The 14,208-nt window shown below is 62.8% G+C and carries 21 protein-coding genes; 3 read left to right on the top strand and 18 right to left on the bottom strand.

The genetic code is table 11. The features are described from left to right. Nucleotides 1-86 precede the first annotated feature (86 nt). From ACFWYE_RS30005 to ACFWYE_RS29980, 6 genes are all read right to left on the bottom strand, one after another. The gene (locus ACFWYE_RS30005; protein ID WP_379115665.1) at nucleotides 87-428 is read right to left on the bottom strand and encodes a hypothetical protein; all 342 of its coding nucleotides are present in this window, start codon (nucleotides 426-428) and stop codon (nucleotides 87-89) included. An 85-nt stretch (nucleotides 429-513) separates the two neighbouring features. Beyond that, on the bottom strand, nucleotides 514-1,362 hold the full coding sequence (locus tag ACFWYE_RS30000; RefSeq protein ID WP_379115664.1) for a hypothetical protein: 849 nt from the start codon (nucleotides 1,360-1,362) through the stop codon (nucleotides 514-516). 1 nt (nucleotide 1,363) lies between these two features. Then, on the bottom strand, nucleotides 1,364-1,783 hold the full coding sequence (locus tag ACFWYE_RS29995; protein WP_379115663.1) for a hypothetical protein: 420 nt from the start codon (nucleotides 1,781-1,783) through the stop codon (nucleotides 1,364-1,366). Between the two features lie 10 nt (nucleotides 1,784-1,793). Beyond that, nucleotides 1,794-2,168, bottom strand: coding sequence for a hypothetical protein (locus tag ACFWYE_RS29990; protein WP_379115662.1), 375 nt, complete (start codon nucleotides 2,166-2,168; stop codon nucleotides 1,794-1,796). A 71-nt stretch (nucleotides 2,169-2,239) separates the two neighbouring features. After that, entirely contained in the window at nucleotides 2,240-2,536 is a 297-nt protein-coding gene (locus tag ACFWYE_RS29985; protein ID WP_379115661.1) for a hypothetical protein, read from the bottom strand. A 93-nt stretch (nucleotides 2,537-2,629) separates the two neighbouring features. Further along, a complete protein-coding gene (locus ACFWYE_RS29980) occupies nucleotides 2,630-2,962 on the bottom strand; it encodes a hypothetical protein (RefSeq protein ID WP_379115660.1) in 333 nt (110 codons plus the stop codon). 293 nt (nucleotides 2,963-3,255) lie between these two features. Between ACFWYE_RS29980 and ACFWYE_RS29975 the strand changes: the two genes are divergently transcribed. After that, nucleotides 3,256-3,678 carry a group III truncated hemoglobin gene (locus tag ACFWYE_RS29975; protein ID WP_379115659.1) on the top strand — a complete coding sequence of 141 codons (423 nt, stop codon included), beginning with the start codon at nucleotides 3,256-3,258 and terminating at the stop codon, nucleotides 3,676-3,678. A gap of 36 nt (nucleotides 3,679-3,714) precedes the next feature. On the opposite strand, the gene ACFWYE_RS29970 is transcribed toward ACFWYE_RS29975, so the two are convergent. The 10 genes from ACFWYE_RS29970 to ACFWYE_RS29925 all read right to left on the bottom strand — a co-directional run bounded on the left by ACFWYE_RS29970 (nucleotide 3,715) and on the right by ACFWYE_RS29925 (nucleotide 12,049). Further along, complete coding sequence (locus tag ACFWYE_RS29970; protein WP_379115658.1) at nucleotides 3,715-3,885, bottom strand: hypothetical protein; 171 nt, start codon at nucleotides 3,883-3,885, stop codon at nucleotides 3,715-3,717. Between the two features lie 222 nt (nucleotides 3,886-4,107). Continuing rightward, nucleotides 4,108-4,704 carry a hypothetical protein gene (locus ACFWYE_RS29965; RefSeq protein ID WP_379115657.1) on the bottom strand — a complete coding sequence of 199 codons (597 nt, stop codon included), beginning with the start codon at nucleotides 4,702-4,704 and terminating at the stop codon, nucleotides 4,108-4,110. A 130-nt stretch (nucleotides 4,705-4,834) separates the two neighbouring features. Further along, complete coding sequence (locus ACFWYE_RS29960) at nucleotides 4,835-5,251, bottom strand: nuclear transport factor 2 family protein (RefSeq protein WP_379115656.1); 417 nt, start codon at nucleotides 5,249-5,251, stop codon at nucleotides 4,835-4,837. A gap of 170 nt (nucleotides 5,252-5,421) precedes the next feature. Further along, nucleotides 5,422-6,561 (bottom strand): FAD-dependent oxidoreductase, encoded by a 1,140-nt coding sequence (locus ACFWYE_RS29955; protein ID WP_379115655.1) that lies wholly within the window; start codon nucleotides 6,559-6,561, stop codon nucleotides 5,422-5,424. Between the two features lie 34 nt (nucleotides 6,562-6,595). Continuing rightward, on the bottom strand, nucleotides 6,596-7,309 hold the full coding sequence (locus ACFWYE_RS29950; protein WP_379115654.1) for an ABC transporter ATP-binding protein: 714 nt from the start codon (nucleotides 7,307-7,309) through the stop codon (nucleotides 6,596-6,598). After that, the gene (locus ACFWYE_RS29945) at nucleotides 7,306-8,025 is read right to left on the bottom strand and encodes an ABC transporter ATP-binding protein (protein WP_379115652.1); all 720 of its coding nucleotides are present in this window, start codon (nucleotides 8,023-8,025) and stop codon (nucleotides 7,306-7,308) included. Before ACFWYE_RS29945 ends, ACFWYE_RS29950 begins: the two co-directional genes overlap by 4 nt. After that, nucleotides 8,025-8,930, bottom strand: coding sequence for a branched-chain amino acid ABC transporter permease (locus ACFWYE_RS29940; RefSeq protein ID WP_379115651.1), 906 nt, complete (start codon nucleotides 8,928-8,930; stop codon nucleotides 8,025-8,027). The genes ACFWYE_RS29945 and ACFWYE_RS29940 overlap by 1 nt, the downstream gene beginning before the upstream one ends. Continuing rightward, a complete protein-coding gene (locus tag ACFWYE_RS29935) occupies nucleotides 8,927-9,805 on the bottom strand; it encodes a branched-chain amino acid ABC transporter permease (protein WP_379115650.1) in 879 nt (292 codons plus the stop codon). The genes ACFWYE_RS29940 and ACFWYE_RS29935 overlap by 4 nt, the downstream gene beginning before the upstream one ends. A gap of 7 nt (nucleotides 9,806-9,812) precedes the next feature. Then, nucleotides 9,813-11,003: an amino acid ABC transporter substrate-binding protein gene (locus tag ACFWYE_RS29930; protein ID WP_379115648.1), complete on the bottom strand. Its 1,191-nt coding sequence runs from the start codon at nucleotides 11,001-11,003 to the stop codon at nucleotides 9,813-9,815. 458 nt (nucleotides 11,004-11,461) lie between these two features. Then, nucleotides 11,462-12,049 (bottom strand): TetR/AcrR family transcriptional regulator, encoded by a 588-nt coding sequence (locus ACFWYE_RS29925; protein WP_379115647.1) that lies wholly within the window; start codon nucleotides 12,047-12,049, stop codon nucleotides 11,462-11,464. A 252-nt stretch (nucleotides 12,050-12,301) separates the two neighbouring features. Between ACFWYE_RS29925 and ACFWYE_RS29920 the strand changes: the two genes are divergently transcribed. Further along, nucleotides 12,302-13,087 (top strand): alpha/beta fold hydrolase, encoded by a 786-nt coding sequence (locus ACFWYE_RS29920; protein ID WP_379115645.1) that lies wholly within the window; start codon nucleotides 12,302-12,304, stop codon nucleotides 13,085-13,087. 35 nt (nucleotides 13,088-13,122) lie between these two features. Here ACFWYE_RS29920 and ACFWYE_RS29915 read toward each other — a convergent pair whose 3' ends face one another. Together ACFWYE_RS29915 and ACFWYE_RS29910 are read right to left on the bottom strand one after the other, a co-directional pair. Further along, nucleotides 13,123-13,524, bottom strand: coding sequence for a type II toxin-antitoxin system HicB family antitoxin (locus ACFWYE_RS29915; RefSeq protein ID WP_379115643.1), 402 nt, complete (start codon nucleotides 13,522-13,524; stop codon nucleotides 13,123-13,125). A 5-nt stretch (nucleotides 13,525-13,529) separates the two neighbouring features. Then, a complete protein-coding gene (locus ACFWYE_RS29910; RefSeq protein WP_379115702.1) occupies nucleotides 13,530-13,718 on the bottom strand; it encodes a type II toxin-antitoxin system HicA family toxin in 189 nt (62 codons plus the stop codon). Between the two features lie 192 nt (nucleotides 13,719-13,910). Here ACFWYE_RS29910 and ACFWYE_RS29905 point away from each other — a divergent pair, with 192 nt between their 5' ends. Further along, complete coding sequence (locus tag ACFWYE_RS29905; protein ID WP_379115642.1) at nucleotides 13,911-14,168, top strand: hypothetical protein; 258 nt, start codon at nucleotides 13,911-13,913, stop codon at nucleotides 14,166-14,168. Nucleotides 14,169-14,208: the final 40 nt, after the last annotated feature.

Raw genomic sequence — 14,208 nt, 5'->3', positions numbered from 1 at the left:
CTAGGCGCAGCATCCCTGAACTGATGAAGGATGTTCCCGCCGTCGCAGCGGAATAGCAACGCCCTGGCTCCGGCCTGAGGTTCGTTTCATCGGGCCGTCTTATCGATTTCGACGATCACGTCTTCTCCGTCAATTTTCACCGTCATTTCGATTGAAACATCCGATTTCCCGTCGATTTTCGTCCAGACATCGGTCACGACTGAAAATGTCGGCATGCCCGCCAGGCTGACCGAGATCACGTCGAGTTCACGGTACCTTCCTTCCGGCGGCATGACGATCTCGATGCCATACTCCGAAACGATGTTCCCGAGATCGCCTGCATTCATCCGGATCCCACCGGTGATCCGTTCGATCTCCGCGTATCTGCGCTCCACGAGCAATGCCATCACGGTATTGACGGCGGATTCGATTGCTTCTGCAGAGGTCAAGTTCGCAAGCCCGGACATTTGATCAGGAAACCAGCACCTTCATCCGCATCCTCAAGATCCTCCCTTTTCAACGTTTCCATCCGCTCTATTCCTGCAGAACCTTCAGCAAGGTCGTGGCCGGTGGGCAGCGCTCCTCACCGTGATGGATCAGCGACACCGTCTCGAAGACGATTTCGAGCGTCACATCGTTGAAGGAGATAACCCAGAACCGCGGATCGAGCACCTGCCACCTGGTTGTTTCCTCGGCGCCGACGACCTCGTTGAAGGCCCAGGGCGCAACGGGGTATCTGAAGGTCTTCAAGCCTTCGACGGTCTCCGGATTCATCCGGAAATCAATCACGTCGCCGAATTTCAGGACAACGTTCCCAGCCTCCGCGCGCTCGGATGTCCGATAGCAGACGAAAGCATCCTCGCCGTCGAAGAAGACTGCCGGGTTCAAGACTGTCCCGATCCTCGGAAAGGCTTCGTGAGCGATCGATACCTGCATGATCCGTTCCATCGCGTTCGCCGATCTCGTCGCCACCTTTTCGACCTCCCGGAAAGAAGAGACAAAGGCGAAGACAACAAGGCTGAGACCATACGTAGCCAGCCCAACCAATATTGCTTCGGAAGCTGAACGAGGCGATCCCGTCAGCATCCCAGGCCTGAACTGAAAGGCTTGCATGGAGAACAGCAAAGCCAGGAAAGTCGACAGGAGCCCTGCCAGGGAGGCGTAGAAAATACCTCGCAGCGTGTCCGGCCCGATCTTGTGGAACAGATCGGAGATCGCAAATATGCCGCCGAACAATGCGGAAAAAACGATCGCGAAAACGAAGGACATCGCGACGCCGTTTTGATCCTGCAGCAGCAGATTGAACAGCGTCGCGGCCAGCCAAAAGCAGAGGTTTATCACGAGGACGCGAACCGTCGCCTTCTTCACCCGCGAAGGTTCCATCTCAACCCTCTGCCGGCGTTGCCGCCGCGAGCCAGCGTGCGCTTGCACACCTTGCCACCACCTCGACCGTACACTCCAGGCTGAGCAGCACGAAATGCTGGCAGTCGTTGAAAAACAGGCCCACCCATTCGGAATTTTCAATTCTTATGGTTGGCCAGCGATAGGAGTCGTCGTCAAGCATCGGCAGAGCCGACTTGTCTTTCACGGTCATGCCCATGCTGCCAAGCATATCGTTGGTGGCCGAAATCCGCTCCAGACCAACGAATTGAATCTGCAGCGTGCGGTCGTCGTGGACGAATCTGCCTTCGACGACGGCCTCGAAATCATTGTCTGTCCTCACCCTCCACACGTGGCAGGGACTGTGAGGCACGTCGTCCACCGGCAGCCATTTGACGGCCCGTTCGCGATCCGGGTTTTCCATGATCCTCCCTCTACGGCACAGATTTGCGGCTTGCAGGCAGATACTCGCCGGCCTGGGGCTCGCCAGCCCATGGTCCGGTGTCGCTGCCAGCCGCGAGGACCGCGAGCTGGTGCTCAAGCAGCGTTTCCAGATCCCAGTCCAGCGCCTGGTACTGGTCGATGACGCCGAATTGCGTCCATGGCGACCGATTGAAACCGTTCTCCAGATGGTTGTAGTAGAGCACGGTGGCGCCGATCAGGCCGACGACCCAGCACGGTTCATAGCCGCGCAGCTGCCAGAGGGCGGGAGGGATTTTCACCGTGTCCCACAGTTTCCTCTGCGGCACGGACATGCGATCCCTGCCCTGGTTGAGTTCGTCCCACAATCCTGCTTCCGAAAAGACCATCTGAAACTCTTCTGGCTGGCTTTTGTCATGGCCTGGAGGCGTTCTGCGCGCCAAAGACAAGGTGGACCGGTTCAGCTCGCTTCGATGTTGAAGATCACCTGCAGGCCAATCCCGAGCAGGTTCAGCCCGCTGCCAATGGCCAATATCCAGTTCGTCACCAGCGTCGCCAGGTGCTGCTTTCGACGGATGCCGAGCAGGACCCAGGCGAAGCCAAATGTGATTGCCGTCCCAACGAGCGCCGAAAGCAGCAATTTCATCAGCGCCTGATTGGCGGTGTATCCTTGCGCGAGGGCATCGAAGCTCTGCGTCAGGCCGAACAACAGCGCAAACGCATAAAGTGTATGCGTCGATCTCATATACTCGTTCATGCCGTCCGCCCCCGAACCATACCCAACCACCTATCACCCCGCGCGCAGCCGGAACAGCCGCCGCGACTGCCTGCGCTGACCATCGGCCCGCGTCTAGCGCAGGATCGGATCGAGGATTTCCACCAGTTCGCGCGGCAATGCATCCGAGGAAGCGTGCTTCATCTCCCGTATCTCGGTGCCGCCATCGAAAAACCGGTAGAATTCAAACCTGTCTGCAAACACCTCGATCGCGACGGGATCCGGCTCGATGTCCCAGGAGAAGTTCACGGTCGGCCAATAGCCCGGCCCGACCTCCGTGGGTGGCGGATAACGACCCTCGCCGAACTCGACCAGCAGCATCGCATTGGCCACGGCGCCGGCGTCGGCGACGCCATCCGACAACAACTGCGAAATGGTTGATCCGATCCGCTGCCAGCCCTTGTCCAAGTCGATGTCTCCGCTGTGGTCCGCGCCCGGTGCCCTGCCGGGTGCAAGGTCAACCCTGTTGCCGATGGCGCATCCCGGCTCCGATACTTGCCCGCTGCAGCGGAATGGCGAAAGGGTCTGCTTTCCAGCGCCGCCAGATAGAGTGCACCGTCGATCCGCCGACTGTTGACGGCCGATGCGGACCGGAAGGCCTCCTGAACGTCCGGTGAGGCGTATGCTGTCGAGCATGGTTCTGCCGGCTGTGACAATATGCAAAATGCAGGCGAACGCCACCAAGCGCTAGACTGCCGGACATGAGCAGCGAAGATCCCCTCACCGACCCCGCTCATCCCGACATAGACGAGGCGCTGATCGCCAGCCTCGTGCGCACGTTTTACGAGCGTGCCCGCGCGGATGACCTGATCGGCCCGATCTTCGCCGCAGCCGTGCACGACTGGGACGAGCACATCGCCAACATCACCGCCTTCTGGTCGTCGGTGACCTTGCGCAGCGGTCGATACAACGGCCGCCCGATGCGGCCGCACCTGACGCTGCCGCTCGAAAACGAACATTTCGACCGCTGGCTGGCACTCTTTGAGGCGACCGCGCAAGAGCTCTGCTCCCCCGGGGCCGCGAACGCCTTCATCATCCGGGCACGCCGGATCGCCGACAGTTTCGAAATGGCGATCGGTACCCAGCGCGGGGAAATCCGCCGCCCGCGCCACTCGCGGATGTAGGCGGCGCGGCATTGGCCCGGCTGTCAACGCGGGCCCTTATGGGGCGAACGTCCCGGTCATGATGGTGTAGCCCATCGCGAGGAACGCAAGGACACCCCACAGGACGAATAGACCAATCACGGTCAGGATGACGACGCCGATCGCCTGCACGATAAAGACGAATATGTTTTCGTCCTTCGGCTCCGCCTTGTCTTTTTCGTCCGTCATCGATGCAGGCCCACATCAGCACCAAACCGGCACTTAACATCCGACAGCTTGCCAAAGCGTTAGATCATTTGCCGACAATCGAAACATCAACTGATTGATTGAAACTTCCGTGGGCGGATTGGTCGGCCATCAAGAAAGCGGATCGTCCGCTCCGCTGCCATTGTCGACATCCGCACGAACCAGCGGGGAATTCGCCTCCTGGCATCAGCGCTGCCAAGCCTCCTAGCCCGTCCACAGCGTCGAGCGGAGCAGTGCCTGCATGTGCTGCGGCAGGTCGAGTTCGCCCCGAGCCTCGATCTCCAGAAGGTAGGCGGCCTTGGCGAGGCGATCGCCTTGCGTGATCGCGGGATAGGCGCAGACGGCCACCAGCGCCTTTTCTTCAATCCGGCAGGCATTGTCGAAGACGCTGCCGCGGCTACCGATTTCGTCGACGGTTCTGCGCAGTGCCGAGTATGCCGACCCGTGCGCCTCGATCAGCGCGGCCAGTTCAGCGCTTGGTTCCGGATGTGGGGTGTCACGGGCGATCGCTTCGATGGTCGTTGCGATAACGACGCCACCAGACTGAAGCAGCAATGTGCGACGGTTGATCCTGGACGTGGCGAATTCTCCTCTGCCGGGGCAAGTGTTTGATGGCGCAGCATAACACGCAAGTTCGCACAGTCCTGTCAGGAGTGATCGGCCTGCCTGACTGCCGGGGCTGGCGGCGCCGGAACTGGCGGTGGCGACGAAGACGTCGGTCACCGCGTTGCTTATGTCGTCAGTGAAACGGAACACCGCGCCGACACTGACGGCGGCCAGCACGGCGACAGCGGCAATCATTCTTCGGGGTAGCCCGCGGGACTGTCTCGAACGGATTCCCGAATGGCAAGGATTAGGCCGCACCGGGAGCTGCCTGGTTGAATCCGCGACTCTCCGGGAATTGCATCAGGTCGCAGAACGCTTCGTTTCGTCAGATGGCCGCGATGATCGCCGCGGTATCGAAATAGAACGGCGTGCCGTCGAGAAGCAGCCCGTTCCTGAAATGCAGGACCTCGGCGAAGGGCTGCTCGATGACGGCGCCGGTGGCGCGCGACGTAAGCCGCAGCGTGCAGGACATGAAGACGGTGTCCTCGACGCGGGCCGCCGTCATGTCCGCGACCGCCATGTCGCTCCAGACCTCGCCCATGCGGCCGAGCAGGCCGGCGATGCCTTCCAGCCCCCTCCAGTCGCCGGCATAAGGCAGGGAGGCAGGTTCGTGGACGACCACGTCGGGGTGGAAAGCCCTGGCCAGGCTTTGCACGTCCTTCGCGTCCGAGTTCACAAATCCCAGTTCGACTTCGAACATGCGCTCGAGAAGCGGCATGGCATCGGCACAATCACAACTCATCTCAGGCAGGCTCCATCATCGGTTTTGCGCGATGTGTGCCGGCCGGGGGCGATCATCGCCACCCGTTTTCCGACGACGACCTTGATCGCGATCGAGGTCGCAGCCGTGCACCGCCGCAAGACACGCCCGGACCGACAACGCTGGCTCGGGCCAAAGCATGCAGACCTTCCCTAAATCACCGTCCCTGTCGGCTCACTTCTCGCCGCACGCAGCAATTCCGAGCGCACCCACGGGTCGGCCATGGCGCTGGGAAGGGCGCGGGCGCGGACCTCGTCGGGCAGCGTCGAGACCTCGCCGTAGAGGCACGACCAGCGCTGGCAGTGTTCGGCGAGCGGGCGTTCCTTTTGCTCCCACGCAGCCAGCCGGGCGGGGATGTCGCGGGGGTCGGCGAGGTCTTCCAGATGGGCGGCGAGCGCCAGCGCGCTCTGCATGGCCATGCCGCCGCCCTGGCCGAGGTTCGGCGGCTGGGCATGCGCGGCGTCGCCGAGGATCGCGGCGCGGCCGGCCGACCATGATTTGACGGTGACGATGCTGTAGGGGCTCCAGGCCAGCACGTCGCCGATGCGGTCGATGAGGTGCGCCCAGGCGGGGAAGGAAGCGCGCCAGGTCGCCTTGTCGAGCGGACAGGCCCTGCCCTTCGCGTCCGTGTCCTGGCAGGTCAGCGCCAGATAGATCTGCCCTCCGGCCAGCGGGGTGATGAGGAAACGCCGCATGCCGGACCAGCATTCGATGTATTTGTCTTCCCCGCCCGCCCCGAGATCCTCGATGCCGCCTTCGATGATCGTGCGGATGGCGCCCTCCGTCGTCTGCCGGTGGCTGAGTTCCAGCCCCAGTGACTTGCGGACCGGTGACCACACGCCGTCGGCACCTATGACCAGATCGCCGCGCGCGGAGTGGTTGCCGGCAAAATGCAGTTCACCCTGCGCACCGGCGCCGATCACCTCCTGGCCGGTGCGGATCGTCACCCCGGCCTTTTCAGCGGCGCCCTTGAGGCCTTCAAGCAGGTCGCGCCGGTGCAAGGTGACCAGCCGCACCTGCGGCGGCAGGCCGCCATCGTCGAGGACGGCGTTGTCATGGCCGCGCTGTTCCATGGCGTGGCCGCGATAGGCGTTCGCCGACAGGCCGCCCAGGCCCAGCGCCTCGAGGATGCGCAGGCCGTTCTCCCAGATGTAGATGCCGGCGCCTGACGCCCTGAGCTCGGCCTGCCGTTCGAAGACGGTGACCTTCCAGCCGCGCTGCGCCAGCGCCGTTGCCGCCGTCAGCCCCGCGAAGCCTGCACCGGCGATGAGCGCCGTTGGTTTGTCCGTCATCTCTTCCTCCTCCCGCCGCACGCCTGCGGCCGCGTCACATGCCGAAATAGCGGCGCCTCACTTCCGGATCGTCGACCAGCTGGTGCGCCGGCCCCGACAGCGTCACGACGCCGTTTTCGATGATGTAGCCATGGTCGGCGATCTCCAGCGCCAGCTTCGAATTCTGCTCCGACAGCAGAAGCGTGTAGCCGTCGGCGCGCAGCTGGCCGATGATCTCGAACACCTTCTTGACCATGATCGGCGCCAGCCCCAGCGTCGGCTCGTCGAGCAGGATCAGCCGCGGCTTCGCCATCAGGCTGCGGCCGATGGCCAGCATCTGCTGTTCGCCGCCGGACATCGAGCCGGCCAGTTGCCGGCGCCGCTCCTTCAGTCGCGGGAACTGGCGGTAGATCTCCTCCAGCCGCTGCAGTGCGCCGCCATGGGCGCGCGGCACGACGGCGCCGAGCCTGAGGTTCTGCTCCACCGTCAGCGCGGCGAAGACCATGCGGCCTTCCGGCACCAGCGCGATACCGCCGTCGACGCGGCTGTGCGAGGAGCTCATGGAAATGTCGGCGCCGGCATAGGCGATCCTGCCGCTGCTGGCGTGGATCAGGCCGAGGATCGTCTTCATCAGCGTCGTCTTGCCGGCGCCGTTCGGGCCGACCAGCGCGGTGATCGAGCCCGGCTCGACGCAAAGGTTGATGTCGCGCAGGATCACCACCGGCCCATAGCCGGCGGACAGACCCTTGATATCGAGCAGCGCCGTCATCCGAAATACACCTTCACGACGTTCTCGTCGGCGACGACCTGCTCGGGCGTGCCCATGGCGATGGGCACGCCGTGGTCCAGCACCAGGATGCGGTCGGACAGCTTCATCAGCGCGCCCATGACATGCTCGATGATGAGGATGGTGAGGCCGCGCTCCCGCCGCAGCCGGAACAGCGTCTCGGTCATCTCGGCGACTTCCGTCGCGGTAAGGCCGGCCATGACCTCGTCGAGCAGCACCAGCCTGGCGCCGGTCGCCAGCGCACGCGCGATCTCCAGCCGTTTCTGGTTCGACAGGGTCAGGCTTGCCGCGAGCTGGTCGGCAAGAGGAGCAAGGCCGACATCCTCCAGCGCCTGGCGCCCGGCCAGCGTCGCATCGGCCAGCCGGTGCGTGCGGGCCGATCCGTACATGGCCGAGACGATGACGTTGTCGAGCACGGTGAGATTGCCGAAGGGGCGCACGATCTGGAACGTGCGGCCGAGGCCCAGGCGGCAGATCTGGTCGGGGCGCCGCCCGGCCAATGGTTTGCCGGCGAAGCTGATGCCGCCGCCGTTCGGCCTGATCTGGCCGGCGATGACGCCGAACAGCGTGGTCTTGCCGGCGCCGTTGGCGCCCATCAGGCCGAAGATGGTGCCTTCGTCCACCGTGAAGGACACATCCTGCAGCGCCTTCAGGCCACCGAACTGCTTGCAGACGTTCTGGACATCGAGAATGGCCATCAGCGTTTCAGCCCCCTGCTCACCAGACCGGCCAGTCCTTGCGGAACGAACAGGATGAAGACGATGAGCAAGGCACCCAGGATCATCATGTAGGCCTGCGGGAAACGCGCCCACAAAAGCTCCGACAGGACGACCAGGAACAGCGTGCCGAGCAGCGGCCCCGACACCCGGCCGAGCCCGCCGACGATGGCCGTGGTGACGATGGTGAAGGAAACCGCCGGATCGAAGGCCTGGTCGGCAGCGAAATAGCTGGTGCGCAGCACCAGCAGCCCGCCGACGATACCGGGAATGACCGCCGAGGCGACAAAGGCGAAAAGCTTCAGCCGGGTCACCGGCACGCCGATGGCTTCCGCGGCGACCTCGTTCTCGCGGATGGCGGCGAGGCCGCGGCCGAAGCGCGACTGCGCGGTCCAGGCGGTGAGCGCGGTGGCAATGACGGCCAGCGCCAGCATGGCGTAGTAAAGCGCCTCCAGCGACGGCGCGTCGAAGATCATGCGGCTGAACTGGCCGAGACGGGTTTCGAGCAGCATGACGAGGTTCTTGACCAGCTCGGCGAAACCGAAGGTCAGGATGACGAAATAAGGCCCCTTGACGCGCAGCACCGGCAGCCCGACCACCAGCGCCAGCAGGCCGGCAACGGCGCCCGACAAAAGCAGCGCATAAGGCACGGGCATCCAGTCCAGGCTGATCACCAGAACATAGGCGCCGATGCCGTAGAAGACGGCGTGGCCGAGCGAGATGTAGCCCGTCGTCGCCGACAGCAGCGACCAGCTCTGGATCAGCGCGACCCACATGGCGACGATGAAGGCGACGCCCAGCCAGTATTCGGAGCCGAGCTGCGGCACCAGCGCCATGAGGCCGGCGACGATCGCGAAAGCGGCGATCAGGAAAGGCTTGCCGGTCATCGCGCCTGCACCGCCTTGCCGAACAGGCCCTGCGGACGCAGCAAGAGCACGCCGACAAAGATGCCGTAGATGAGGATCGACCGGTAGGTGGCCGAGGTGAGCGCGACGCCGAAGGTCTCGATGAAGCCGAGCACGAAGCCGGCGGCGATGCCGGCCGCGATGTTGCCGAGCCCGCCCATGATGACGACGACGAAGGCGGCGATGGTGAAGGGAAAGCCCATGAAGGGCGTGATCTGCTGCGTCATGGAGACCAGCACGCCGGCGATGCCGGCAATGGCGAAACCGGCGCAGATCGAGATCATCTGCACACGCTCGACATTGACGCCGACGACGGCTGCCGCATCCTTGCGCTCGATGACCGCAAGCAGGCTCCAGCCGGCGACATGGAAGCGCAGGAAGGCGAGCGCGCCGAGCGTGATCAAGGCGGCGACGCCGAGCAGCAGCAGCATGCTGCCGGTTGCCGAGACGCCGCCGAAGCTATGCACGCCGTCGAGGAACTGGTAGCCGCGCGACGTCGCGCTGAAGGCCAGCGAGGCGCCGTTCTGCAGGATCACCGACAGCCCGTAGAAGATGATGAGCGAGTTGGCTTCCAGGCGCTGCGCCAGCGCCGGCGACCCGAGCTGCCGTTTCAACAGCACGACATAGACCAGGAAGCCGAATGCCGAGCACAGCACCGTGGTGGTGGCCAGCGACACGACCGGCGAGATGCCGAGCAGCGTGAACGACCAGAACGCCGTATAGGCGCCGATCATGACCAGGTCACCATGGGCGATGTTGAGCAGCCGCAGCGAGCCGTAGACGAGGTTCAGGCCAAGCGCGACAAGCGCGTAGAGCGCGCCGGAGACGACCGCCGCGAACAACAATTGCTGGAACATGGGCCTCTTACCAACCCGTCTTCGGCCTGAAATCCCTGGTCTTGATGGACTCCGGCCAGACCAGCTCGAGGCTGCCGTCCTGGATCTGCAGGAACGAGGTCGGCGTCGTGGTGTTCTGGACGCCGTCGAACCTGACCGGGCCGTTGATGGTGTCGAAAGTCGCCGATGCGATCGTCTCGCGCAGCTTCTCCTTGTCGAGGCCAGCCGTCGCCACCGCCTGCTGCAGGATTTCCATCGACATGAAGGACAGAACACTGTCCAGCGCGTCTGGTGCTTCCTTGTATCTGGCGAGATAGGCGTCGAAGAACGGCCTGGCCTTCGGCCATTTGCTCTGGTTCGGCGACCAGTGGCCGACCGTTACCATGTTGTTGGCGCCGGTGCCGAAGGCCTGCTGGTAGGCCTGGATGGTCGGCCCGATCAGCGACAGCACGAAGGGTGCCTTCACGTTGAGCTGCTTGGCCTGGGTGGCGAACAGGAAGGTATCCGACGGATAGCTCAGCACGATGAAGGCATCCGGGCTGGACTGGTTGGCGCCGCTGATCAGCGTCGTCATGTCCTTGATATCGGGCGGGAAGTCCTCGTTGGCGACCAGCTTGATGCCGTGCTTCTCCAGCGCCGGCAAAAGGTAGGTCTTGATCTCCTGCGCCAGCGGCAGGACGTTGGCGAAGACCGCCGCCGTCTTGACGTTCTCTTTGGCCATGAAGGCGGCAAGCTCTTCGCCGACCTTGTCGGGGATGACGGCGGTGGGGAACCAGATGTAGCCGGGCTTCACTTCGCGCAGCTTCACGGAAGCCGCCGTGTTGCCGACCATGGGGAACTTGTGCCTGGCCAGCACCGGCGCGATCGCCAGGTGGATCGGCGTGCTCCAGGGCGCGGCCAAAAGGTCGACCTTGTCCTGCGTGATCAGCTTCTCGTAGATGCGCACGGCGTTGGCCGGATTGGACTGGTCGTCATAGCTGACGAACTCGACCAGACGGCGCTGACCACCGCCGATGTCGAGGCCGCCGGCAGCGTTGACCTGCTCCTTCCACAGTTCATAGGCGTTGACCTGCGACGGTGCGGCCTGCGCGAACAGCCCGGTCAGGCACATCGAATAGCCGATGCGCAACGGACCATCGGCGGCCATCGCCAGGCGCGTCGTCACCGGTGCAAGTGCTGCAGCGGCCAGGAACATCCTGCGGCTTATCGTGAAAGTCATATGTCCTCCTCCCGGCGCGTCTTGCTGCGCTGCCTTCCCATGCCCTCGAAGGGCTGTTCCCACGTCTTCCCCCGGTGCTGTTCGCACTCTTGAACGAATGACGTTCTTTAATGAACGATGATATGACGAGACGTGTCAATAGCGAATATCATTCTTTTATGGAGGAGCAACCAGCTGGTATTCGAGGTAGTCGGATCAGGGATTCCCCCTCTCCGTCTCGGGCTCTGCCCGAGCCACCTCTCCCCCGCCTTCGGCAGGGGCGAGGAACCGCCGCCGTAATGCCGGCGCTTTTCCAGCTGGGGTTCCTCGCCCCCATGGAATGGGGAGAGGTGGCGCCGCGAAGCGGTGGCGGAGAGGGGGAGCCCGCAGCAATTATCCCCATGCGCAGTCGAGCCCGATGTAGCCGCCAAAGCGCATACGACGAACCCGAACAGGATTTCAGAGATTGCCGCGGGGGCCTAACGAGCGATCAGCATCCCCACCAGCGCATCCTCGACATCGGCCCGGTTGGCGGTGCTTTCATTGGCGGCGCGCTGCGATTTCACACGCATTGCGACACCGTCGAAGGTCAGCATCAAAAGGTGGGCGAAGGCTCGCAGGCGTGGGTCCTGCGGGGTGTAGCCGTCCAGCGCATCGCAGACGATCTGGACGATCTTGTTCTCGGCCCAATGCAGCAGGTCCGGCTTGTACTTGTCCTTGGGCATGACGATGGCCAGGCCCTCCATCAGGGCGGAGGTATAGCCGGTCTTGTCGTCGGCGATGTCATTGAGCAGGCCGCCGACGAGGCGCTGGATCTTGCGCTCCGGCGTCTTCAACCGCGCTACCGCGCGCTCCAGCGCCAGCACCTGCGTTTCGAACCACGGCGTGTAGATCGAGAAGTAGATCTGCAGCTTCGATTCGAAATAGACATAGACGTTGGACGGCGCGATGCCGGCGCCCTTGGCGATCTTGGCCACCGTGGTGTCCATGTAGCTGGTCATGGCGATCTGCGACGCCGCCGACGTCAGGATCGCCTGCCGGACCGTTTCACTCTTGACGCGGGCCAAGATCACCCCTCTCGCGCAAATCAGGAACCCTACGCTTAAGCGTGGAATCCGTGCCGGTCAAACAGCCAGCCGACAAATCGGCATGCCACGACAGGCCGGTGGATCATCGCCTCAAAAAAGAATGCCATTCTCTATTGACATCGATGGGCTTCGACTCTTTTCATAAAAGAACGCCATTCGTTATAAAACAAGAAACGCGGATGGCCTGGAACCCGGCAGGCAAGCTGCACGGGCAGGAATGGGAGAAGCCTGATGCCGACCGTGCAGATCAACGACCATCCGATCGCCTATCTGGAATTCGGCGACCCCAAAAACGACACCATCATCCTTTTGTCGGGCTGGGCGCAGGACAACCGCCTGTTCAAGAACCTGTCGCCCTTGCTTGCCGAGACGTTCCACGTGCTGGTGCCGGACTATCGCGGCCATGACGCCAACGAGACCGTGCATGGCGACTTCGGCACCGAGGAGCTGGTCGACGACATCGCCGCCTTCATCGAGCTCAAGGCGCCGAAGAACCCGATGCTGGTTTCGACCTCGCATGGCTGCTGGGTCAATATCGGCCTGTGCGAGCGGCTGGGCCTTGAACGCACCGTCCTGATCGACTGGCTGATGCAGCCGCATCCGGGCTTCATCAAGCAGCTCGAGGACGGGCAGGACCCTGAGCGCTACAAGCAAGGCCGCGACAGCTTCTTCAACGAATGGGAAGCGACCACCGACAATGTCGATGTCATCAACCACATGAAGAAGGAGATGGCCTGGTTCTCCGGCCCGATGTGGATGCGTGCCTGCCGCGAGATCCTTCGAGCCTACACACAATACGGCTCGCCGCTCAAACGCATGGAAGGGCTGCAGAAGCAGCCCGAACTCATCCACATCTATTCCCAGCCTTTGTCGGCCGAATACCGCAAATTCCAGGAAGACTATTCCGCCGGCCACCCCTGGTTCCGCCCCGTCCACATCCCCGGCCAGACGCACTTCCCGACGCTGGAGAACCCGGCAGCGGTGGCGAAGGCGATCGTGGAGTTCAGCGTGCGCTAGAGTGCCTCGATCAAAGGGCGAGTGTTTCCATCACCCTATGCCGCCTCCGTCTCCATCGCCTTCTTTGCCGCCTTCGCGATAAAACCTGAGCGGCTGTAGCCATGCGCCGCCGCATAGGCATCGATTTCAGCCAGGACGTCTTCCGGAAGGGTGACGTTCACACGGACAGCCTTCGCAGCCTGGGTTTTCACGGCAACCAGAATTGCGACGCCGTCCCGGTTGGCGGCGTCTGCCATCACGTCTTCGAGGCTGGAAGGCTCAGGAATCGCCTCGCCATCATCGACCAGGCCTTCGATATGGAAGGCCAGTGCTTCTTCCGCCATGGCGCGCGCGTCGTCGAGGTCCTTCCCGGCCGTCACGGCGCCCGGAAAATCAGGAAACGAAACACCGAAGTCGCTTTCGGCATCCTTGTGGATCAGACCGATATATTGCTTCATCTTCGTTACCTCAGTTTCAGGCCGGATTGCCGTTCGATGCTGCGCAACGTTCCCAACGGAATATCCCGCTTAGGATGTGGAACCGTGACCCTGCCCGGCTTCGTGTCGTGCTTGAATTGTGCGTGACTGCCCTTTCGGGCCACTTCGTACCAACCGTCAGCCTGAAGGGCTTTGATGATTTCCGCACTTTTCATGTGTATAAATACACACCGATCCAGAACTTCGCAATAGGCCTTAAGGTGTGCATCGAAGATGCTCGGCAATGGATCGTTCAGTTCTCCGAAAAGGACTATTACGATCGAAGGGAGCGAACAGGCAGTCACCTTATCGACCGCATAAGGGTGAATAGCTGTCTATAAAAAGAACACGGCGAGAGAGGATGCGACATGGTGGAATTGGCAGGCGAAGTATTTCCAGAGAACCTGGCCTGCATCACCTGCAGCCATGTTCTCGATGGTCACCCGATAGGCCTTGTCGCACGTGACGAAGACGGCGACTGGCAATTTCTGTGCGGGACGTTCGCCCACTCGGTTTCGGATGGACGGCTCATCGCCATTTCCATGGCAATCCGGCTGGAACCTCGGCTGCTGTCCCTGGAGGCAGTCCCCATAGGCACATCGGTGACGCTGGAGCCTCGTGAATAGTCGGGCCACATGCGGGCGCGCAGTTGTGAAGAATGCGGGT

This window comes from Mesorhizobium sp. NPDC059025 (assembly GCF_042739655.1).
Taxonomy (GTDB): Bacteria; Pseudomonadota; Alphaproteobacteria; order Rhizobiales; family Rhizobiaceae; genus Mesorhizobium.
This window is presented reverse-complemented; position numbering and strand designations above follow the sequence as displayed.